The sequence below is a fragment of the Candidatus Pelagibacter ubique HTCC1062 genome (assembly GCF_000012345.1).
GTDB classification, from domain to species: Bacteria; Pseudomonadota; Alphaproteobacteria; order Pelagibacterales; family Pelagibacteraceae; genus Pelagibacter; species Pelagibacter ubiqueversans.
Map to the genome: position 1 here is coordinate 361,562 of NC_007205.1, position 21,371 is coordinate 382,932.

The following is a 21,371-nucleotide window of genomic DNA, read 5'->3' on the forward strand; positions in this document are numbered from 1 at the left end:
TAATTGCTAGATGTTAAAGAATAAAATTATAAAATTGTTGGTAGGCACTAATAATAAAGGAAAATTAAGAGAAATTAAGGATTTATTGCCTAAAAATGTTGAAATATACTCTCCACAGGACTTTAAAATAAAAAGCCCTCCTGAAAATGGCAAAACATTTAAGGAAAACTCCTTAATCAAAGCTAAATTTTTTTCTAAAAAATCAAAAATGATATGTCTGTCTGATGACTCGGGCTTAGAAATAGATGTTTTAGATGGAGACCCTGGAATTTATTCAGCTAGATGGGGAGGTAAAAAAGGTGATTTTAAAAAAGCAATGAATAGAGTTTTTAAGGAGTTAGATAAAAAAGACAAAAATTGGCGAGAGAAAAAAATTAAGGCCAGGTTTATTTGTGCCTTAACCATTTATAATAAAAATAAAGAAATAATAAATTCTATTGGAAAGGTTGAAGGTTTTATTTCACCAGTTATAAAAGGTAAAAATGGTTTTGGTTATGATCCTATTTTCATACCACTTGGAAAAAAAATTACATTTGGTGAAATGAGAGCATCACAGAAATATAAAATAGATCATAGATTTAAAGCTTTTAAAAAAATTAAAAAACTTTTTTAAATTCTCCATCTTCAGCTTTATAAAAATTTAAAATATGATTAATTTTATTGTTTTTAATTTCAAAAACTCCAACCTTTCCTTTAAACAAGGTTTTTTTAGTAAACATTTTTTTATCAATAACAGATTCGTTTTGAAGAATTAAATAATACACAAGCCCAACCAAGTCATAACTTAAAAATGACAATTGATTAGGGTACTGATTATATTTTTCAAAATATTCATTAGAAAATTCATCATAATTATCTTTATTTGCAGAAGGAAAATACAAGGGTTGTGAGCTTGTCTCTTTTAAAAGAGACTCATCAAACCATTGATTAAGAGTAATAAAATATTTTTCTTTAGGAGTTATATCCGTATAAAGCAGGGAAGTTGTTACACTTTTTAAACTTTCATCAAAATCAGAAATTACCACTGAATCAAATTTTACACTACCAAGAGTATCTCTCTTTTTTAACCTTTCAATTAAGAGCTCTTTATTGCTTTGTTCCGATTTCTCTAATCTATTTATTTCATCTTCAAGGTTTTGTTTTCTAATTTCATAACGTGTAATTTTTTCAATTTGTTTGGTAAGTTTAGTTGGGTCAGTATTATAAATATAATTTTCTAATATTTTTATTTTAGAATTAGAAATAGCTTTTTCAATTTCATTTTTAAAACCTACATCTGGAGTAAGAAAGATAGTTTTTTTTATTTCGTTTAATTCTATAAACTTCTTAATTGCATTTAGTTGTGAAGTTGCATTAATTCCAGCGTTGATAATGTTTTTGGAAAAATTATCATTCTTATTCGTTAGAGCCAAGAATGTTAATTCACTTAACTCACTTAGGTAAATTAGACTTTCGTTAAAAACTGGACCAATTACAATTTTTATTCCTGAATTAGCCAACTCTTTAGCTGCCTTTAAAGTGACCTCAGGGTTTGACTGTGTATCTTTTGGTATAATCTCAATTGATGCATTGTTAATTGTATTAATTGCAAGACGTGTAGATTTAATTATAGATTGTCCTATTTCAGAGTTCTTTCCAGTTAAAGGGACAAGAAGACCAATCCTAATTTTCTCATTTGCCAAGAGTGCTACTGGAGTAATTGAGAAACCAAAAGCTAAAAAAAGTATAATTTTAATAATTTTGTTCATTTTAATGTTATTATTATAACTATTATAATTTGATGATTCTACATACTGAAAATATAAATAATAAAGTTAAAAGTGGTCTTTATATTGTATCTACTCCAATTGGGAACTTAAGCGACATCACTTTAAGAGCCCTAGAAGTATTAAAAAAATCGGATTATGTACTGTGTGAGGATACACGTATTTCAAAAAATTTATTAGAACGGTATGAAATTAAATCAAAACTTATTGCAAATCATAAATTTAATGAAAAAAAAAATTTATCGAAAGTAATTGATATTTTAAAATCAGGATCGGTCGTTTCTTTGATTTCTGACGCTGGAACTCCATCTATCTCAGATCCAGGAGCTATATTAGTCAATGAATGTGTTATTAATGAAATAGATATCTTTCCAATTCCGGGTGCGTCAGCTGTTTCTTCTGCAGTTTCCATAAGTGGATTTAATGAAAAATATTTTTTTTATGGTTTTTTTCCAGATAAAAATAGCAAATTAAGTGAAGATTTCGAAAGACTTGCAAATTTAGAGGGCTGTATTGTTTTTTTTATTTCTCCACGAAAATTTAATAGATCGATAAAAGATTTAAAACGTTACTTTTTAAATAGAAAAATTTTGGTTTGCAGAGAAATGACAAAATTTTATGAGGAATATATAAGAACAGATGTGGAGACACTTGAACCATTTAAATCTGATCCCAAAGGAGAGTTAACAATTGTTATTTCTGAAAAGGTAAAAGAAAAAAATTCATCGATAATATTAAAAGAATCTGATAAAGTAATTATTCAAAAATTAATTAAAAAACTAAGCATAAAAGATATTACAGATTTAATTAGCCAAAATACGAATGTATCAAAAAAAGAAATTTACAATTATTGTTTAAAAATAAAAAATGAAAAATAAAATATTTTTAATAAGTTTAATTTTTTTAATCTTAACAGGGTGTGTTGGGATTAGCTCAAAAGGAGTTTTTGGAACAGGTGTTAGTGTTGCGTTTGATCCAAGATCTTTAGGGACCCAAATAGACGATTCTGTAATGCAAAAAAATTTAGCTGCGAGATTAGCCCTAAGAGACAAGAGCTATATCTTAGCTGTTAGCACAAAAGTTTTAGATGGAAAAATTTTTGTAACAGGAAAAGTAGATGATCCTGAAGAAAAACTTCAAATTACTAAACTTGCATGGGAAACAAAAGGTGTCAGATCAGTTAAAAACGATATTAAAATAAAAGAAGATTTTAATTTCAAACAATCAGCTAAAGATTTGTTAATTACATCTCAACTTCGTACTGCTTTAATATTTAACAAAAAAATTAAAGCAACCAATTATCAAATTGATACTTATAAGAAAAAAATATTTATTTATGGGATTTCTTTAACCACAGAAGAAAGAAAAGAAGTAATAAATGAAGCAAAAGAAATACTAGATGTAGAAGATGTTATTGCAAGTATTGTCTTGGTTGAAGATTTAAGAATTCAAAAAAATTAACTTTTTTTATAATCAATTACATCAGCAGAGTAGGCAGCAACTGAAGCTAAATTTATGATTTCTGAAGTAGATGACCTTAAAGGAGCTATTTCAATGGGTTGACCCAATCCAATTAAAAGAGGACCAATAACTTTTGTGTCACCTAAGCTTTTCATCATTTTATAAGAAATAGCAGCACTGTGTTGGCCCGGCATTATTAATATATTTGCATTTCCTACAATACTTGAGAAAGGATATAATTCTTTGTACTCTTCATTTAAGGCAACATCTGGCTGCATGTCCCCATCAAAATCAAAATCTACATTTTTATCTTTTAAAATTTCAACAGCCTTTTTTATATGTTTAGTTCTACTTGTTAGAGGTTGACCAAAAGTAGAGTGAGAAACAAAAGCAACTTTTGGAACAAATCCAAACATTTTAACAACCCTAGCTGATGAAATTGCAATTTCTGCAAGCTCCTCTGAACTTGGATATTCATTTACACTCGTGTCTCCAACAAAAATAGTTTTTCCTTTAGCAACAACCATATTTAATCCAAACATGATTTCACCTGGTCTAGCATCTATAACTTGTGTAACTTTATCAAAAGAAGCTCCAAATCTTCTAGTATTTCCAGTGACAGCACCATCTGCATCACCACAAGCAACCATACAAGATGCCCATACAACCCTATCATTTCTAACTAATCTATCACAATCTCTTTCCAAAAGACCTTTCTCTCTTTGCAATTTTTCAAATAAAAAGTTTACGTACTTTTCTCTTTTTTCTTTGTCTTCAGAATTAACTATTTCAATATCAAAATTTTGATTGTAGCCAATTTCTTTTATTCTTTCTTTAATTTTATTTTTTTTACCAATTAAAATTGGTGTACCCAATTTAGAATTTTTAAATGCAATTGCCGCCTTAAGAGTGTTTTCGTCTTCTCCATCTGCAAAAACAATTCTCTTTTGATTTTTTTTGATATGAGAGTTAATACCTTGCATAATAGTTACTGAGGGATCTAGTCTTTGTTTGAGTTGGTCTCTATAAGCCTCAAAATCTTTTATATGTTTTTTTGCAACACCACTATCCATAGCAGCTTTTGCAACAGCTGCAGGAATTACACTAATCAGTCTTGGATCAAACGTGGATGGAATTATATAATCTTTTCCATATTTAGGACGATCTCCTCCCATTGCGGCAACAACTTCATCTGGAACATCTTCTCTTGCTAATTTTGCAATTGCGTTTGCAGCTGCAACCTTCATTTCTTCATTAATAGTTGTAGCTCTTACGTCTAATGCTCCTCTAAAAATATAAGGAAAACCAATTAAATTGTTTACTTGATTGGGATAATCAGATCTTCCAGTTGCAATAATGGCATCATCTCTAACTTCCATTATTTCTTCAGGTGTTATTTCAGGATCAGGATTCGCGCAGGCAAAAATTATTGGGTTCTTAGCCATAGTTTTTACTAACTCTTTTTTCAAAGCTCCTTTGGCAGATAATCCTAAAAATACGTCAGCTCCATTTATAGCTTCTTCTAAAGTTCTTTTTTTAGTTTCTACTGCATGGGCAGATTTCCACTGGTCCATTCCCTCAGTTCTACCTCTATAGACCACTCCTTTACGATCAAGCATGATTACATTTTCACTAAGTACACCACTATTTTTAAATAAATTTGTACAAGCAATTGCTGATGCACCTGCTCCATTTACAACAACTTTAATGTCTTTTATTGATTTACCACTAATATCTAAGGCGTTAATTAATGCAGCTGTAGTTATAATTGCTGTTCCATGTTGATCGTCATGAAAAACTGGAATATCTAAAATTTCTTTTAATTTTTCTTCAATTATAAAACAATCAGGAGCTGCGATATCTTCTAAGTTAATACCACCAAAACTGCATGCAAAGTTTTTAATACTATTAATAATTTCATCGGAATCTTGAGAGTCAATTTCTAAGTCAATAGAATCGATATCGGCAAATCTCTTAAATAAAACTGCCTTTCCCTCCATGACAGGTTTAGATGCAAGTGCTCCTAAATTACCCATTCCTAAAATAGCTGATCCATTACTTATCACTGCAACTAAATTTCCTTTAGATGTATAATCGTATGCTGTCTCTGGATCGTCAGCGATTGCTTGAACTGGAACTGCAACACCAGGAGAATAAGCTAATGCCAAATCTCTCTTAGTTGTCATTGGTTTTGAAGAATTTATTTCTATTTTTCCTGGCTTATTTAAGCTGTGGAATTCTAGAGCCTCTTTATCAGTATAATGATCTATTTTAGTTTTTTTCATTTATGTTAATTAGATATACAAATGGAGCAAATTTAAGACTAATATGATTTATGAACCTTATTAAGTCAACAAGCACGTTTAGCTTTTTTACAATAATTAGTAGGTTACTGGGCTATTTAAGAGATATTTTAATAGCAGTATTCCTTGGAACTGGAATTTTGGCAGATGCTTTCTTTGTGGCGTTTAGAATTCCCAACACTTTTAGAAGGTTATTTTCTGAAGGAACATTTAATGCAGCTTTTGTTCCAAGCTACTCATCATTATTGAATAAAAAAAAAGAAGCACAAAATTTTGCTAATAGTATTTTTAATCTACTCACCCTAGGTCTAATAATTTTAGTTCTGATTGTAGAGATATTGATGCCTTTATTTGTTTATCTAATTGCACCAGGTTTTGAAGGCGATTATGATAAAATGGAACTAGCTATAACCTTAACAAGAATTACCTTCCCATTTTTAATTTTCATAAGTTTGGCATCATTTTTTTCTGCAATTTTAAATTCACATAATAAATTTGCAATAGCGTCCGCTGCGCCAATTATTTTAAATATACTTTTAATTGGAGTTTTGTTATTTGCAAAAATATTAGACGATAATCTTGTTTATTATTTATCTTATGCTGTAACCATTTCAGGCGTTGTACAATTTATTTTTCTATACTTTTTTGTAAAAAAAAATTTTTCACCTAAGATTAAATTTAAAATTAACATTAATAAAAAAATTAAAAACTTTTTTAAAAAATTATTACCTAGTATTTTTTCATCAGGTGTTACTCAAATAAATATTTTAGTAGGAACAATTATTGCATCTTTTCAAGCTAGTGCGGTTTCTTACCTTTATTATGCTGACAGAGTTTATCAAATAAATTTAGCCATTGCTGGAATTGCAATTGGTACAGTTATTTTACCCCAACTATCCAAATATGTTAAAAGTCAAAATAAAGATAAAATAAACTTAATTCAAAATAAAGCTTTAGAACTTAGTCTATTCTTGAGTATCCCAGCAACAGTTGCATTATTAATTGCCTCAGAAGAAATTATTTCTTCATTATTTGGCTATGGTTCTTTTGATGAATTAAGTGTTAAGAATTCAGCAAAAGCTCTATTTTATTTTGCAATTGGTTTGCCTGCTTTTTCATTAATAAAAGTTTTTTCGACATTTTTTTTCGCAAGACATAATACAAAAATACCGTTTTATATTTCATTATTATCTGTTTTATTAAATATATTTATAAGCGTTATCTTTTTTAAACAAATTGGTTTTATAATCATACCAATCGCAACTACCACTTCATCCTGGTTTAATGCATTGCTATTGTTTATCTTTTTAAAAAAAGAAAGTTTTTTCAATTTTAATCATGTCTTTATAGATAGATTAATTAAAATTTTAACAGCATCAGTGATTATGGGAATATTTTTTAATTATATAATTTATTTTTTTAATAATGAATTATCCTATCAAGAAAATTTTAAAGCGATCTATTTAGTGGGTGCTGTTATTACTGGTCTTATATTTTATTTTTTCATTGCAGTTTTAATCAAGGCTTTTAAAAGAACAGATATTAATTTAAACTATTGATATGATTAAAAAAATTTTTTCTGGAGTACAACCTACTGGTAACTTACATTTAGGAAACTATCTCGGAGCAATTAAAAATTTTGTAAAACTCCAAAATGAAAAAGAAAATGAGTGTATTTTTTGTGTAGTTGACCTTCATGCAATTACAGTAAAACAAGATCCTAAGGAACTAAAAAAGAATATAAGAGAAACTGCGGCAACATTTATTGCAAGTGGAATAGATCCTAACAAAAGTATAATTTTTAATCAATCAATGGTTCCAGCTCACTCTGAAGCCGCATGGATATTAAGTTGTGTTTCAAGAATTGGCTGGCTTAATAGAATGACTCAGTTTAAGGAAAAAGCTGGAAAAGATAAGGAAAAAGCTAGTATTGGCCTTTACTCCTATCCAGTATTAATGGCTGCTGATATCCTGTTGTATGACGCAACTCATGTTCCTGTTGGTGATGATCAAAAACAACACTTAGAACTTTGTAGAGATATAGCACAAAAATTTAATAACGATTTTAATGCAACAGATTTTTTAAAAGTTCCAGAGCCCTTAATACAGAAAGAGTTTTCTAGAATAATGAGTCTTAAAGATGGTTTAAAAAAAATGAGCAAATCAGATCCTTCAGATTTGAGCAGAATTAATCTTACAGATAATAGCGAAGAGATTTTAAATAAAATTAAAAAAGCAAAAACGGATCCTTTGCCACTTCCTTCAGATATTAAAGATTTAAACGAAAGACCAGAAGCTGAAAATTTATTAGGGATTTATTCAAGTTTAAAAAATCAAAATTTAGAAAAATCTATTATTGAATTTAAAGGAAAAAATTTTTCGGAGTTTAAAGAGAAGTTATCAGAGACTTTAATTGAAACAATTGATCCAATTTCAAAAGAAATAAAAAAATTATTAAATGATGAAGGTTATTTAGATAAAATTCTTTTAGAAGGTTCTAATAAAGCTAATAAAATTGCTTCAAAAAAAATAAAAGAAATTAAAGATTTAGTAGGTTTTTAATAAGATTATATTAATTAGTTTAAATTTTCTCAGTAATCATTATATATAAAAAGATGTTTATTCAAACTGAAGTAACACCAAACCCAAATTCACTAAAGTTTTTGCCTGGAAAAACAGTTTCCAATAATGGATCATTTGAAGTGATAAAAAAAGAAGAAACTGATAATGAATTAGTAAGAAATATTTTATCAATTAATGGGGTAACAGGCGTATTTTTAGGAGAAGATTTTATATCTATAAATAAAAATGAAGAAGTAAATTGGGAAGATATTAAACATATAGCCATTTCACTGATTAATGATTTTTATTCTACAGGAAAAGAATTTGTAATTGCCAATGAGTTACTTGGAGAAAAAAAAGAGGAACACACTGAAATCGAAAAGCAAATTATAAGTATCTTAGAATCAAAGATTAGACCTGCTGTTGCAAAAGATGGTGGTGATATTAAATTTAAAGAATTTAAAGATGGAATTGTTAAGGTAGAATTACAGGGAAGCTGCTCTGGTTGTCCCAGCTCGACAATGACCTTAAAACAAGGTGTACAAAATCTTTTGTGTCACTATTTACCTGAGGTTAAAGAAGTGGTTGCAATATAGTTATGAGAAAAAAAACAATTATTAGAAAAAAACTTACATCATTTTTTGAAACTGCAAAAAATTTAAAAAAAAAAAATAAACTAGATGCACAAAAAAGTGGACTAGATAATCTTTCAAGAACTTTTTTATCAAGTTTAATCATTATATCGATTTTTTTTATAGCTCCATTAGCCATTAATCTTACAAAAGAAAAAATGATACTTTCTAAGGACTATGAAAATAACTCAAAGAATAATTTAAAAAAATTATTAGAAAACAAAACAACAAAACTAGATGAACAATTAAATAAAAAGTTTTTATATGAAGATGTTTTAACATTCGATGAACAGCCCTCAGATGCCATACTATTAAGTGCTGCAACAATTGAAGAACTTTTTAAATCAACAAATTATAATTTAAAAGATGTTAGAGAAAATAAATTAGTAAAGCCTATAAATTTAGATCTATTACCAAAAGAAATTGGAAAAATAGAAAATACTAAAAAAAGAAAAGAATTATTCATTCAGATAATTTTGCCTTTAGTCATTGATGAAAATAATAGTATTAAACTAGATAGAATAAAGCTCTTTAGTATTTTAAATAAAAGCAAAAATACAAAGACAGAACAAGAGTGGTTAAACATAAAATTTAAACAATATGGAGTTGTAAACAAAGATTTATCTACATTGAAAATTAGAATGGATGAAGTGCCCGTTTCAATGGCAATTGCACAAGCTGCAAAGGAAACTGGTTGGGGAACATCAAGGTTTGCTCAAGAGGGAAATGCATTGTTTGGTCAGTGGACGTGGAGTGGTGAAGGAATAAAACCGGCCGATGCAGAAGATGATAGTACACATAAAGTTATGAGATTTAAGGTTTTGCAGGCGTCCGTAAAAGCATATCAAAGAAATTTAAACACACACTCGTCTTATAAAGATTTTAGAAGTGCAAGAGCAGAATTGCGAGATGAAGGAAAAGAATTAGACAGCATGATTCTTACCGAATACTTAGATAAATATGCAGAGACAGGAAAAGAGTATGTTAAAATTTTACAACAAATTATTAGACAAAATGATTTAACAGATTTTGATGATGCGAAGTTATTACCATCTAGCAAAGATTTAGAAAGTTTAATTTAATTTTGATTCACTGAAAATTGAACGCCGAACCATCTCCATATTCCATCATCATTAAGTGAACAATTAACTCTACCTCTTCTGAATGTGAATTTTTCTCTAAAATTTATGTTTAGTATATTTTTATTAAAAGTAATATTTGACTTATCCCATCCACTACCCTCATCAGAGAAACAATTAATATTTTCTATATTTTTTTGATTTTCAAAAAATTCAACAGATAGTTTTGGTGGATTGTTATTGATAATATACTTGTCTTTAGGGTTTAAAGATTTGTATGGAAGTGGGCCAAGATTAATTAAAAATTTGAATCTTTCTAAGTCACCATATTTTTCATTAATTGGGAATCTGGGTAATTCATGAGGATCTTTATTAATATCAATAACACCAGAATGTTGTCCAAAAGCAAAATCAAAATTTTTGGAAATAAAATCTTTAATAGTTTTGCTATACTCACCAAATGGGTATGAAAAAAAAATTGGGTTATAGCCTAAGTTCTGATTAAAAATTTCAATTGAAGCATTAATATCAGCCAAAAAATTTTTTGTTTCTAGATCAACCAGGTAATTATGAGAATGTGAATGATTGCCAATGTAAGCATATGGCTCTTTTTCTACTTCTTGTATTTGTTGCCAACTCATATAGCCAGTTTTACCTACGGTTTCAGTTGAAACAAATAAAATAAAAGGAATTTTCTCTCTTTTCAAATATGGCCACGCAATTTTATAAAATGATAAGAAAGCATCATCTACAGTGATAAGTATTTCTTTTTTATTTTTTGGAAAATTAAATTCTTTTTGTAAATATTGTGGATCAAAAAATTTATAATTTGAGGTATTGATTATAGACATTTGTTCTTTGAAAATATCCATTTGTATATTTGTTGAAGGATACTTATTTTCATCAAATCGGTGATACATCAAAGAAAGAATGCCACTATCTTCAGAATAATATTTGATATTATTTTCTTCTGCTTTAGAATTGATAGCAAATAACATTATTATAATGAAAAATTTAATAGTAGATGCCACAAGAGATAAAATTTTTTTAACACTCATAGTTAGTGAAAATATTTATACTTGTACTCATGAAAATAGTAAAATTAATTTTGAAAAATTAATGATCTTAATTAATGATTTTTTAAAGGTAAATTCCTCTACTTTAGATCAAATTAATATTATTTATGTTAACAGAGGACCTGGCAGTTTTGCAGGAATTAGAAATTCATTAGCGACGATTAAAGCTTTATTTCTAACAAAAAAAATCAATTATTATTGTTTTAGTTTTGAAGATTTTAAAGGATTTAAAGAAGTTAAGTATGAAGAAGTCCCTAGTTTATGTGAAAAATTTAAAATTAAAAAGAATTTGATTAATCCTATTTATTTAAGTTAAAATTAAAAAATGTCAGAAAATATTGAACAAAAATGTTTAGCTAAAGGAGTTAAACTAACGGATCAAAGAAAAATTATCGCAAAAGTAATGTCAGAGTCTAATGACCATCCAGATGTAGATGAACTATATAATAGAGTTTCAAAGATTGATCCAAAAATAAGTATTGCCACAGTATATAGAACAGTAAAACTTTTTGAGGAGTCTGGAATTTTAGCTAAACATGATTTTAAAGGAGGCAAAGCTAGATACGAGGAATTAAATGAAGGACATCATGATCATTTAATTGATGTTAAATCAGGAGAAATTATTGAATTTGTGGATGAAGAGATAGAAAAGCTACAAGAAAAAATTGCTGATAAATACGGTTATCGATTGGTTGATCACAAATTAGAATTATATGGGGTTAAAAAAAAATCCTAACACAATGTTAAAAAAAATTTTTATTAAAACTTTTGGTTGTCAAATGAATGAATACGATTCAAATCGTATATTTGATACTGTAAAAAAAATAGGCTTTGAAAAAACTGAAAAATATGAGGATGCAAATTGTTATCTTTTAAACACCTGTCATATTCGTGATAAAGCAAAAGAAAAAGTTTACCATGAAATAGGAAGAGTCAAAAAAATTTTTAGAGAGAAAAAAAAACCAATTGTAGTTGTTGCTGGTTGTGTTGCTCAAGCTGAAAATCAAGAAATGTTAAAAAGAGAACCTTATATTGATATTGTAATTGGTCCACAGTCTTACCATAAAATAAATGAGGCAATATTAAATCATTTAAAAAACAAAAAAAAAGAGGAAGAAACAGAATTTGATACAATTTCTAAATTTAATTATTTAAGTCAGATTAAAAATAAAGACAGTAAAGTCTCTTCATTTTTAACAATCCAAGAAGGTTGTGATAAATTCTGTCATTTTTGTGTAGTGCCTTATACTCGTGGACCAGAATACTCCAGACCTTTTGACCAAATCATAAATGAAGCAAAAGAATTGGTTCAAAGTGGTGCAAAAGAAATTATCTTGTTAGGTCAAAATGTAAACGCATACAGTTATGATGAGGAAGGTAAAAAATATAGACTATCAGATTTGTTAATCAAGCTTGATAGCTTTGATAAACTTGAAAGAATTCGATACACAACATCTCATCCCAAGGATATGACAGATGATTTGATTAATGTTTATAAGACATCATCTAAACTGATGCCCCTTGTACATTTACCAGTACAAAGTGGATCAAATAAAATTTTAAATCTAATGAATAGAAAACACACCATTGAAGAATACCTGCTAGTTTATGAAAAATTAAGGAAGATTAACCCAAAAATTGAGTTTTCTAGTGATTTTATTATTGGATACCCAGAAGAAGATGAGCAAGATTTTAAAATGACAATGGAACTAATTGAAAAAGTAAAATTTATCAACTCTTATTCGTTTATTTTTAGCCCAAGACCAGGAACCGTTGCTGCAAATTTAACACTCGTGGATCAAAAAAAATCTAAACAAAGATTAGAGATAATTCAGGAGAAATTATTTAATAACCAAATAAAAAAAAATAAATCTTTAGAAAATAAAATTTTAAATGTTCTAGTAGAAAATAAAATGAAAGATGGGATTAAGTTATTTGGAAGAACAGAATATATGACATCAGTAATTTTTGATGGCAATATAGAAAATATTGGAAAACTTGTGCAGGTCGAAATAATAAGTAGTAATCAAAATAGTCTTTTTGGAAAATTAACTGAAAGCTCTAAAAAAAAGGTAGCTTAAAATTGAATAATACAGTTTCAAAAAAAATTAATTCAACATTAAAATTTGTATACTCTGATAATAACTCTTTAAGCGTTATCTTTCATGATAATGATTTATTAATGGGAGTTGTTGGTGAGTTTAATGAAAATTTAAAAGAACTTGAAAAAATTACTAATACAAATCTTTATTCAAGGGGAAATTCTATTTTAATAAAATCAACCCCAGAACAAAATGAAATTACAAAAAATGCTATTCAATTTCTTGCAAATCAATTTATTAACAATGGCAGTATTGAGAAAAAAGATATAATCTCATCTATAGATAAATTTATGATTGAAGAAAAAGTAAAAAATCAAAATGTTTCTGATATAATTAAAACACCAAAAAAATCTGTTATCCCTAGATCAGAGAGACAAAAAGAATATGTTAGAGCTTTAAGACAAAGTGATATTGTCATATCTGCAGGACCTGCAGGGACAGGTAAAACTTTTTTAGCAGTAGCAGTTGGATTAACTATGTTGCTTGATAAAAAAATTGAAAGAATTATTCTATCAAGACCAGCAGTAGAAGCTGGTGAGAGACTTGGTTTTTTACCAGGAGATATGAAGGAGAAAGTAGATCCTTATTTAAGGCCTCTATATGATTCTCTCTATGATTTATTTGATTTCGAAAAAATACAGAGAATGATTGAAATTGGTGATATTGAAATAGCACCACTTGCTTTCATGAGAGGAAGAACGTTAAAGAATTCTTTTGCAATTTTAGATGAAGCCCAAAATGCAACAGATACTCAAATTAAGATGTTTTTAACACGTATAGGTGAGAATTCTAAAATTGTTATAAATGGTGATCCTTCTCAAATAGATCTTCCAAATAAAAACATGTCAGGCCTAAGTAGATCTAAGAAATTACTTGGGCACTTAAAAGAAATTTCTGTTGTAGATTTTGATCATTCAGATGTGGTGAGACATCCTTTGGTATCTAAGATTGTAAAAGCGTACTCTGACCAAGAAAATGATTAAAATTGATGTAGTTTCGGAGTGCACTCTCTGGAGCAAAAAAATCAAAAGAAATAAAACTTTTTTTAATTCTATTCTAAAATTTTTTCCAAAAAAATATAAATTTATTGGTAAAAAAATAAATCTAACAATTTTACTTTCAAATAATAAGAATATTAAAAAGCTTAATAAAGATTTTAGAAATAAAAATAAACCTACAGATGTATTATCATTTCCATTTGAGAAAAAATTTAACCCAAAAAAATCAAATTATCTTGGTGATATAGTAATTAGCTATGAGTTTATGAATAAACCAAAAAATATAAGCATTTTAGAGTTTAAACAAAAAGTCGTTAAAATTTTTATTCATGGATTTCTTCATTTATTAGGACACGATCATATAAAACTAAAAGATTTTAAAAAAATGATTAAAGAAGAAGATTTAATTTATAAATTCATCAAAACAAAAGTTGCTTAACTTGCTTAAAAAAAATTTTTTAAACATATTATATGTATTTTTTTTAGGTGCTATCAGCTCTTACAGCTTGCCACCTTATAATTATTTTATAATTAATTTTTTTACTTTTTCGTTATTTTTTATTTTTCTTTTTACACAAAAAAAAAATAATCCAAATAATAAATCTTTCTTTAAATATGGATGGTTTTTTGGTTTTGGTTATTTTTTATGTAGTTTATATTGGATTGCAATTTCCTTAACTTTTGATGAAAGCTTTAAATTTTTAATACCAATAGCTATAGTTTTATTTCCTGCTTTTCTTGCAATATTTTATGGATTAATAACTTATTTGTTTTCTGTTTTTTATTCTAGAGATGTTGTTAGTACATTTTTTATTTTTTCAATTTTATTTGGATCTATTGAATTTATTAGAGGGTCCATTCTTACTGGTTTTCCATGGAATTTAATTGCTTTTAGTTTTTCAGAAAGTATTTATTTTATTCAAATTCTTTCAGTAATTGGGACTTATTCTTTCAATTTAATTTGTATATCTTTGTTTACTGTTCCAGCTGTATTTATCTTAAGAAAAACCAGAAAAGAAATTATTGTCTGTTTTTTCTTTATAATAATTTCTGTAGGTTTTTTAGTTTTTGGCAATTTAAAATATAATCAATTTAATACTACAGCTGATATTAAAAATAATTTTACAATAAGAGCCGTATCACCCAATATTAGTTTAGACCGATTTTATTCAAAGCAGGATGAATTAAAGATAATACAAGAACTAATTACCTTGAGTAGTCCAGAAAAAAAAGAGCCAATGATTTTTTTATGGCCTGAAGGAATTATTCCAGACAGTTATTTAAGAGATATGGATATATATAAGGAATTATTTTCAAATAGTTTTTCGAGTGATGATTTAATTATCATGGGTCTAAATAGTGTAAAAACTAAAAATAATGAAAATTTATTTTTTAATTCAATGGCGATTTTTAACAATAAATTGGATTTAATTCATAGTTATAACAAAAATAATTTAGTGCCATTTGGAGAGTTTACTCCATTTGAATCAGTACTTAGTTTAATAGGACTTAAAACAGTAACCAATGATTACCAATCTTTTTCAAAAGGTGAGAACCAAAAAGCACTTTTAATAAAAAATGACAAGATAGAATTAAAATTACTTCCCTTAATTTGTTATGAAATTATTTATTCAAATAGATTATTTAAAGACAAAAACTTTGATTATATAATTAATATTTCAGAAGATGGGTGGTTTGGAAATTCTATTGGCCCAAAACAACATTTTGCACACAGTATCTTTAGATCAATTGAAAGTGGAAAATATGTAATTAGATCAGCAAACAATGGAATATCTGCCATTGTTAATCCAATAGGTATTATAGAAAAAAAAGTTGAGTTTGGCACTATTGGATATGTTGATTTTAAAGAGAGTAAAATCCTTAAATCAACACCTTATATGAATTATGGGGATAAGATATTTTTTATACTTATTTTATTATATATTTTTTTAATTTTTTCATTTAAGAAAATTATAGATGAGTAATTTAAAAAATTTTTTATTTACAAGCGAGTCTGTTTCTGAAGGACATCCGGATAAAGTGTCAGATCGTATTTCTGATATGGTTGTGGATAGCTTTCTTTCAGGTGATCCTTTTTCAAGAGTAGCATGTGAAACTTTAACCACTACAAATAAAGTTGTTTTAGCTGGAGAAGTAAGAGGACCGAGCATCAAAGAAGAAGATCTTATTCAAAAAGTAAGAGAATGCATCAAGGATATTGGGTACGATCAAGATGGTTTTACTTGGAGAGAAGCTACAAAAATAGAAAGCCATCTTCATGCACAATCTGCTGATATAGCCATGGGTGTGGACTCATCAAGTAATAAAGATGAGGGAGCGGGTGACCAAGGAATAATGTTTGGTTATGCTTGTAACGAAACTGAAGAATTAATGCCAGCACCAATTCATTATTCTCATAAGATTTTGAGATTAATGGCGGAGGATCGAAAATCTGGAAAATTAAAAAATATTGAGCCAGATTCAAAAAGTCAAGTCACGTTTGAGTATGTGGATGGAAAACCAACCAAAGTAAAATCAGTTGTTATATCCTCACAGCACTCAGCAGATGTAGATCAAGCTAAAGTTAGAGAATTATTAAAACCTTATTTATTAAAATCAATTCCAGAAAAGTTTTTGAAAGATTTTAATGAAGAAGAATTATATATAAACCCAACCGGAAATTTTGTAATTGGTGGCCCAGATGGGGATTGTGGCTTAACAGGTAGAAAAATTATTGTAGATACTTATGGTGGAGCAGCACCTCATGGTGGAGGAGCTTTCTCCGGTAAAGATCCAACTAAAGTTGATAGATCAGCTGCTTATGCAGCAAGATATATTGCTAAAAATATTGTTGCTTCTAACATTGCTGAAAAATGTTTAATTCAATTAGCATACGCAATTGGAGTTTCTAAACCTTTATCAATTTATGTAGATTTATTTGATAATGATTTAGAAAAAAATAAATTTGTAACAGAAAAGATCTCAGAAAATTTTGATTTAAGCCCAAGAGGTATAAGAGAAATGCTTGGCCTAAATAAACCTATTTATGAAAAAACAGCAGCTTATGGTCATTTTGGAAGAGTGCCTGAAGCTAACGGCTCATTTTCATGGGAAAAAACTGATAAAAAAGACGTTTTTTCTAAATAGTTGCTATTGAATTAAAAAAAAATCTTTATATATTGCCCTTACATTATTGAAATTACAGAATGGGCTTTAGCCCATTTTTTTTTGGAGCTAATAAACTTATGTTAAATAGAAGATCAGATAAATTAGAATTATTAAGAATTGCTGAAGCAGTTGCTTTGGAAAAGTCTATAGATAAAGAATTAATTATAGATTCCATGGAAACGGGAATTGCAAAAGCTGCCAAATCAAAATTTGGACAGGACAATGAAATTAAAGTTTTAATAGACAGAGAAAGTGGTGATATTGGAATTTTCAGAAAATTAATTGTTGTAGAAAAACCAGAAAATACAAATACAGAAATTAATCTTCAAGATGCAATCATTTTAAATGAAGCAAACAAAGATAAAAAAATTGGTGACGAAATTTTACAACCGCTTCCCTCTTTTGATTTTGGAAGAATAGCTGCACAAACAGCAAAACAAGTTATTAGTTTTAATGTAAGAGAAGCAGAACGTGAAAGACAATACAATGATTTTATAGATAAAAAAGACTCAATTCTAAGTGGAATTGTTAAACGTCTAGAGTTTGGAAATGTGATAGTTGATTTAGGTAGAACTGAAGCAATTATTCAAAAAAATGAAATGATCCCTAGAGAAAACATTAAAGCTGGAGATAGAGTTAAAGCTTACTGTTATGATGTTAAAAGAGAAGCTAGAGGACAACAAATATTTTTATCAAGAGCACATCCAAAATTTATGGAAAAATTATTTGTTCAAGAGGTTCCTGAAATTTATGATGGTTTAATTGAAATTAAATCATCAGCAAGAGATCCTGGAAGTAGAGCAAAAATCTGTGTTAAAGCAGTTGATACTTCATTAGATCCAGTAGGAGCTTGTGTTGGAATGAGAGGATCAAGAGTCCAAGCAGTGGTTAACGAATTACAAGGTGAAAAAATTGATATTGTTAATTGGTCTGAAGATCCAGCAATAGTAGTTTCAAATGCATTGTCACCGGCTGAAGTTCAAAGAGTGAACGTTGATAGTGTTGCAAAAAAATTAGATGTAATTTTAACAGAAGAAAATTTAAGTAAAGCAATTGGTCGTAGAGGTCAAAACGTAAGACTTGCTACTAAATTATTAAATTACGAAATTAATATAATGACTGATGCAGAAGATTCAGAAAGAAGACAATCTGAATTTAAAGAAAAAACTGAAAACTTTGTTAAAAATTTAGAGCTGGATGAAACATTAGGACAATTACTTGTTGCTGAAGGTTTTTCTTCAATCTCAGATATTAAAGATAGTTCACCAGAAAATTTAATGAAAATTGAAGGTATAGAGGAAGACACTGCCAAGGCTTTGATTGAAAGAGCAAAAGAGTTTTACCAAAAAGATCAAGAAGATATTACTCAAAGAATTAAAGATTTGGGACTTCAAGATGATCTTATAAATCACAAAGGACTGACTCCTGGAATGTTAGTTACTTTAGGAGAACAAAAGATTTTAAAATTAGAAGATTTTGCAGACCTTGCCTCTGATGAATTAACAGGTGGTTATGATGTTGTAAAAGGTGAAAGAATTAAGATTCAAGGATACCTTGAAGATTTTGCTTTATCAAAAACAGAAGCAGATGAATTAATTATGTCCGCAAGAAGCATAATTTACAAAGATTGAGTAATGAAATATGGAAAACAAAAAAACAAAATTAACACTGTCTGGCATAGCCAAGAAATCGATAGAGAATATAGAGTTAGCAAAAACTCAAAGTAAAAATTCCGTTGTAATTGAAAAAAAGCCCAGCAAATTCGCACCTAGAAGTAGCTTTACTAGACCTGCTAGTGTTAGGTCAAAACCAGCAGTATCAACAACAAGTAGTTTCCCTCCAAGAACCGCATCAGTACCTAAACCGGCTTCTCCAATAACTAATGATTATGAAAAACGTAAGTTAGCTGAACAAAGAGCAACTAGAAGATTGAAAGGGGATACAGGTAAACCTGAAACTAAAAAAAGAGAATTAAAATTAACAGTATCAAGAGCATTAAGTGATGAGATCGAAGCAAGATCAAGAAGTATGGCTTCGCTTAAAAGAGCAAAATTAAAAGAAAATAGAGAACTAACTAAAGAAGAAATTCAAGAAAGTTTAAAGCCTGTAAAAAGAGATGTAAATATTCCTGAAGCAATAACAGTGAGAGAACTATCTAACAGAATGGCTGAGCAATCAAGCAATGTAATTAAACATTTATTTGGAATGGGTGTTACGGTTACTATCAATCAAACATTAGCAGCAGATACTGCCGAATACTTAGTAAAAGAATTTGGTCACAATCCGATTAGAGAAACAAAAGCAGAAGAAATTATTCAAAAAATAAAAGAGTCTAGATCTGAAAATTTAAAGAATAGACCACCAATCGTAACTGTGATGGGCCACGTGGATCATGGAAAGACCTCGGTATTGGATGTTTTAAGAAGTGCGAATGTTGTCTCTGGTGAATTTGGTGGAATAACACAACACATTGGAGCTTACCAAATACAACACGAATCTAATAAACTGACTTTTATTGATACACCAGGTCATGCTGCATTTACAGAAATGAGAGCTAGAGGATCAAAATTAACAGACGTTGTAGTATTAGTAGTTGCTGCAGATGATGGTGTTAAACCTCAAACAATAGAATCTATAAAACACGCAAAAGCTGCGAACGTTCCAATAGTTGTAGCAATTAACAAGTGTGATCTACCTGAGGCAGATCCACAAAAAATAAAGAACCAACTTTTAGAATACGAACTTATTGCAGAAGATCTATCGGGAGATACTTTAATGGTTGAAATTTCTGCAAAAAATAAAAAAAATTTAGATAAGTTAGTAGAGTCGATTGTTCTACAAGCAGAAATTTTAGACTTAAAAACTGACTTTGAATCTAAAGCTACAGGAATTGTTTTAGAATCTAAAATTGATATTGGCAGAGGAGCTGTTGCAACAGTTGTAGTTACATCTGGAACAATTAAAAAAGGTGATTTCTTTGTTAGTGGATTAAAATGGGGAAAAGTAAGAGCTTTAATTAATGATAAAGGAGAAAATGTTAATGAAGCACCACCATCAATGCCAGTTGAAATTCTTGGAATTAATGGAGCGGCTAAATCTGGAGATGATTTTATTGTACTAGATTCAGAAAAAGAGGCAAAAACATTAAGTCAGAATAGAGCAGAAGAAAGCAAAACTGGTGGAAGTCCTTTAACTTTTGCTACTCAAGACTCGGCTTTTGCTGATAAGTCAGCTGCAGAATTAAATATTATCGTAAAATCAGATGTTCATGGATCTGCAGAGGCAATCAAAAGTGCGATTAATCAAATTACCCATGATGAAGTAAAACCTAAAATAATTTTATCTGATATTGGAATGGTAACAGAAACAGATGTAACTTTAGCAAAAGCATCTAACGCTGCACTAATTGCATTTAATGTTAAACCAAGTAAGGAAGCAAAAAAATTAGCAGAAAATGAAAAAATTGTAATCTCTTCTTATAATATTATTTATGAAGTTTTGGATTATATTAAATTAAGAATGTCAGGACTTCTTGCTCCAGATGTTCAGGAAAAAATTATTGGTACAGCTCAAATTTTAGAAATTTTCAAAGTTTCAGGTACAGGAAAAGTTGCAGGCTCAAAAGTAACTGAAGGTGAAATAACTAGTGGCGCAAGTGCTAGGGTAGTAAGAGATGGAGCAATTATTTATACGGGTAAAATAAGTACTATTTTTAGAGAAAAAGATCAGGCAAAACAGGTTAGTAATGGCCAAGAGTGTGGAATAACGCTTAAGGACTTTATCGATTTCCAGAAAAACGATACAATAGAGGCCTTTAGTACGACTACAACGGATAGAACAGTATAATGGCTGATAGAATAGGAAAACCAGTATCACAGAGACAATTGCGTGTTGGAGAGATGATTAGGCAATCTTTAGGCATGATTTTTGCCAGAAATGAAGCTAAGGTCCCAAATTTAGAAACTAATACTATAACGGTTACTGAAGTAAAAATGAGTCAAGACCTTAAAATTGCAAAAGCTTACGTATTACCATTAGGTGGTAAAGATTCGGAGTTAGTTATTAAAAAATTAAAAGAATGTTCTTTCTTAATTAGAAAAGCTTTATCTAAAAAAATAATTATGAAATATTTACCAAAAATACTTTTTGCTAAAGACGACTCATTTGAGTACGCAGAAAAAATAGAAAACTTAATAAAACAAACAAATAAATAGGAAAATAAAT

At 28.6% G+C, this 21,371-nt stretch carries 20 protein-coding genes; 17 read left to right on the forward strand and 3 right to left on the reverse strand.

The window, feature by feature from the left end:
* The first annotated feature begins 10 nt into the window (after positions 1 to 10).
* Positions 11 to 613 (forward strand): RdgB/HAM1 family non-canonical purine NTP pyrophosphatase, encoded by a 603-nt coding sequence (gene rdgB, locus SAR11_RS01860; protein WP_011281659.1) that lies wholly within the window; start codon positions 11 to 13, stop codon positions 611 to 613.
* On the opposite strand, the gene SAR11_RS01865 is transcribed toward rdgB, so the two are convergent.
* Positions 597 to 1,748: an ABC transporter substrate-binding protein gene (locus tag SAR11_RS01865; RefSeq protein WP_011281660.1), complete on the reverse strand. Its 1,152-nt coding sequence runs from the start codon at positions 1,746 to 1,748 to the stop codon at positions 597 to 599. The genes rdgB and SAR11_RS01865 overlap by 17 nt on opposite strands.
* A 32-nt stretch (positions 1,749 to 1,780) precedes the next feature.
* Here SAR11_RS01865 and rsmI point away from each other — a divergent pair, with 32 nt between their 5' ends.
* Together rsmI and SAR11_RS01875 are read left to right on the forward strand one after the other, a co-directional pair.
* Positions 1,781 to 2,644, forward strand: coding sequence for a 16S rRNA (cytidine(1402)-2'-O)-methyltransferase (gene rsmI / locus SAR11_RS01870; protein WP_011281661.1), 864 nt, complete (start codon positions 1,781 to 1,783; stop codon positions 2,642 to 2,644).
* Complete coding sequence (locus SAR11_RS01875; RefSeq protein ID WP_011281662.1) at positions 2,634 to 3,227, forward strand: BON domain-containing protein; 594 nt, start codon at positions 2,634 to 2,636, stop codon at positions 3,225 to 3,227. Before rsmI ends, SAR11_RS01875 begins: the two co-directional genes overlap by 11 nt.
* Here SAR11_RS01875 and SAR11_RS01880 read toward each other — a convergent pair.
* Positions 3,224 to 5,512 carry an NADP-dependent malic enzyme gene (locus SAR11_RS01880; protein ID WP_011281663.1) on the reverse strand — a complete coding sequence of 763 codons (2,289 nt, stop codon included), beginning with the start codon at positions 5,510 to 5,512 and terminating at the stop codon, positions 3,224 to 3,226. The genes SAR11_RS01875 and SAR11_RS01880 overlap by 4 nt on opposite strands.
* 50 nt (positions 5,513 to 5,562) lie before the next feature.
* Between SAR11_RS01880 and murJ the strand changes: the two genes are divergently transcribed.
* The 4 genes from murJ to SAR11_RS01900 are packed head-to-tail and all read left to right on the forward strand — an operon-like array spanning position 5,563 to position 9,806.
* A complete protein-coding gene (gene murJ / locus SAR11_RS01885; RefSeq protein ID WP_011281664.1) occupies positions 5,563 to 7,089 on the forward strand; it encodes a murein biosynthesis integral membrane protein MurJ in 1,527 nt (508 codons plus the stop codon).
* Position 7,090: 1 nt separating this feature from the next.
* Positions 7,091 to 8,092: a tryptophan--tRNA ligase gene (trpS, locus tag SAR11_RS01890; RefSeq protein WP_011281665.1), complete on the forward strand. Its 1,002-nt coding sequence runs from the start codon at positions 7,091 to 7,093 to the stop codon at positions 8,090 to 8,092.
* Positions 8,093 to 8,145: 53 nt separating this feature from the next.
* Positions 8,146 to 8,688, forward strand: coding sequence for a NifU family protein (locus SAR11_RS01895; protein WP_006997529.1), 543 nt, complete (start codon positions 8,146 to 8,148; stop codon positions 8,686 to 8,688).
* Between the two features lie 2 nt (positions 8,689 to 8,690).
* The gene (locus tag SAR11_RS01900) at positions 8,691 to 9,806 is read left to right on the forward strand and encodes a glucosaminidase domain-containing protein (RefSeq protein ID WP_011281666.1); all 1,116 of its coding nucleotides are present in this window, start codon (positions 8,691 to 8,693) and stop codon (positions 9,804 to 9,806) included.
* On the opposite strand, the gene SAR11_RS01905 is transcribed toward SAR11_RS01900, so the two are convergent.
* Positions 9,803 to 10,801 carry a polysaccharide deacetylase family protein gene (locus SAR11_RS01905; RefSeq protein ID WP_041185803.1) on the reverse strand — a complete coding sequence of 333 codons (999 nt, stop codon included), beginning with the start codon at positions 10,799 to 10,801 and terminating at the stop codon, positions 9,803 to 9,805. The two genes, SAR11_RS01900 and SAR11_RS01905, sit on opposite strands and share 4 nt — an antisense overlap.
* A 7-nt stretch (positions 10,802 to 10,808) precedes the next feature.
* Between SAR11_RS01905 and SAR11_RS01910 the strand changes: the two genes are divergently transcribed.
* The 10 genes from SAR11_RS01910 (at position 10,809) to rbfA (ending at position 21,361) form a co-directional block, all read left to right on the forward strand.
* On the forward strand, positions 10,809 to 11,195 hold the full coding sequence (locus SAR11_RS01910) for a peptidase M22 (RefSeq protein ID WP_011281668.1): 387 nt from the start codon (positions 10,809 to 10,811) through the stop codon (positions 11,193 to 11,195).
* Between the two features lie 9 nt (positions 11,196 to 11,204).
* Positions 11,205 to 11,615, forward strand: coding sequence for a Fur family transcriptional regulator (locus SAR11_RS01915; protein ID WP_006997525.1), 411 nt, complete (start codon positions 11,205 to 11,207; stop codon positions 11,613 to 11,615).
* Positions 11,593 to 12,960, forward strand: a complete 1,368-nt coding sequence (gene miaB, locus SAR11_RS01920; RefSeq protein WP_041185770.1) for a tRNA (N6-isopentenyl adenosine(37)-C2)-methylthiotransferase MiaB — start codon at positions 11,593 to 11,595, stop codon at positions 12,958 to 12,960. Before SAR11_RS01915 ends, miaB begins: the two co-directional genes overlap by 23 nt.
* 2 nt (positions 12,961 to 12,962) lie before the next feature.
* Entirely contained in the window at positions 12,963 to 13,964 is a 1,002-nt protein-coding gene (locus tag SAR11_RS01925) for a PhoH family protein (RefSeq protein WP_011281670.1), read from the forward strand.
* Positions 13,957 to 14,418, forward strand: coding sequence for an rRNA maturation RNase YbeY (ybeY, locus tag SAR11_RS01930; protein WP_011281671.1), 462 nt, complete (start codon positions 13,957 to 13,959; stop codon positions 14,416 to 14,418). The genes SAR11_RS01925 and ybeY overlap by 8 nt, the downstream gene beginning before the upstream one ends.
* 1 nt (position 14,419) lies before the next feature.
* Positions 14,420 to 15,964: an apolipoprotein N-acyltransferase gene (lnt, locus tag SAR11_RS01935; RefSeq protein WP_011281672.1), complete on the forward strand. Its 1,545-nt coding sequence runs from the start codon at positions 14,420 to 14,422 to the stop codon at positions 15,962 to 15,964.
* Positions 15,957 to 17,126, forward strand: coding sequence for a methionine adenosyltransferase (metK, locus tag SAR11_RS01940; protein WP_006997520.1), 1,170 nt, complete (start codon positions 15,957 to 15,959; stop codon positions 17,124 to 17,126). The genes lnt and metK overlap by 8 nt, the downstream gene beginning before the upstream one ends.
* Positions 17,127 to 17,224: 98 nt before the next feature.
* Positions 17,225 to 18,778 (forward strand): transcription termination factor NusA, encoded by a 1,554-nt coding sequence (gene nusA, locus SAR11_RS01945; protein ID WP_011281673.1) that lies wholly within the window; start codon positions 17,225 to 17,227, stop codon positions 18,776 to 18,778.
* A 10-nt stretch (positions 18,779 to 18,788) separates the two neighbouring features.
* Positions 18,789 to 20,993, forward strand: a complete 2,205-nt coding sequence (gene infB / locus SAR11_RS01950) for a translation initiation factor IF-2 (protein ID WP_011281674.1) — start codon at positions 18,789 to 18,791, stop codon at positions 20,991 to 20,993.
* Positions 20,993 to 21,361: a 30S ribosome-binding factor RbfA gene (gene rbfA, locus SAR11_RS01955; RefSeq protein WP_011281675.1), complete on the forward strand. Its 369-nt coding sequence runs from the start codon at positions 20,993 to 20,995 to the stop codon at positions 21,359 to 21,361. Before infB ends, rbfA begins: the two co-directional genes overlap by 1 nt.
* The last annotated feature ends 10 nt before the right edge of the window (positions 21,362 to 21,371 follow it).

Excerpts from the sequence above, each read along its gene's own strand:
- ybeY (WP_011281671.1), top strand. The coding sequence starts at position 13,957 with ATGATTAAAATTGATGTAGTTTCGGAGTGCACTCTCTGGAGCAAAAAA.
- SAR11_RS01915 (WP_006997525.1), top strand. The coding sequence starts at position 11,205 with ATGTCAGAAAATATTGAACAAAAATGTTTAGCTAAAGGAGTTAAACTA.
- rsmI (WP_011281661.1), top strand. The coding sequence starts at position 1,781 with ATGATTCTACATACTGAAAATATAAATAATAAAGTTAAAAGTGGTCTT.
- trpS (WP_011281665.1), top strand. The coding sequence starts at position 7,091 with ATGATTAAAAAAATTTTTTCTGGAGTACAACCTACTGGTAACTTACAT.
- rdgB (WP_011281659.1), top strand. The coding sequence starts at position 11 with ATGTTAAAGAATAAAATTATAAAATTGTTGGTAGGCACTAATAATAAA.
- SAR11_RS01895 (WP_006997529.1), top strand. The coding sequence starts at position 8,146 with ATGTTTATTCAAACTGAAGTAACACCAAACCCAAATTCACTAAAGTTT.
- SAR11_RS01900 (WP_011281666.1), top strand. The coding sequence starts at position 8,691 with ATGAGAAAAAAAACAATTATTAGAAAAAAACTTACATCATTTTTTGAA.
- SAR11_RS01880 (WP_011281663.1), bottom strand. The coding sequence starts at position 5,512 with ATGAAAAAAACTAAAATAGATCATTATACTGATAAAGAGGCTCTAGAA.
- miaB (WP_041185770.1), top strand. The coding sequence starts at position 11,593 with ATGGGGTTAAAAAAAAATCCTAACACAATGTTAAAAAAAATTTTTATT.
- nusA (WP_011281673.1), top strand. The coding sequence starts at position 17,225 with ATGTTAAATAGAAGATCAGATAAATTAGAATTATTAAGAATTGCTGAA.
- SAR11_RS01905 (WP_041185803.1), bottom strand. The coding sequence starts at position 10,801 with ATGTTATTTGCTATCAATTCTAAAGCAGAAGAAAATAATATCAAATAT.
- SAR11_RS01875 (WP_011281662.1), top strand. The coding sequence starts at position 2,634 with ATGAAAAATAAAATATTTTTAATAAGTTTAATTTTTTTAATCTTAACA.
- SAR11_RS01865 (WP_011281660.1), bottom strand. The coding sequence starts at position 1,748 with ATGAACAAAATTATTAAAATTATACTTTTTTTAGCTTTTGGTTTCTCA.
- rbfA (WP_011281675.1), top strand. The coding sequence starts at position 20,993 with ATGGCTGATAGAATAGGAAAACCAGTATCACAGAGACAATTGCGTGTT.
- infB (WP_011281674.1), top strand. The coding sequence starts at position 18,789 with ATGGAAAACAAAAAAACAAAATTAACACTGTCTGGCATAGCCAAGAAA.
- murJ (WP_011281664.1), top strand. The coding sequence starts at position 5,563 with ATGAACCTTATTAAGTCAACAAGCACGTTTAGCTTTTTTACAATAATT.
- metK (WP_006997520.1), top strand. The coding sequence starts at position 15,957 with ATGAGTAATTTAAAAAATTTTTTATTTACAAGCGAGTCTGTTTCTGAA.
- SAR11_RS01910 (WP_011281668.1), top strand. The coding sequence starts at position 10,809 with ATGAAAAATTTAATAGTAGATGCCACAAGAGATAAAATTTTTTTAACA.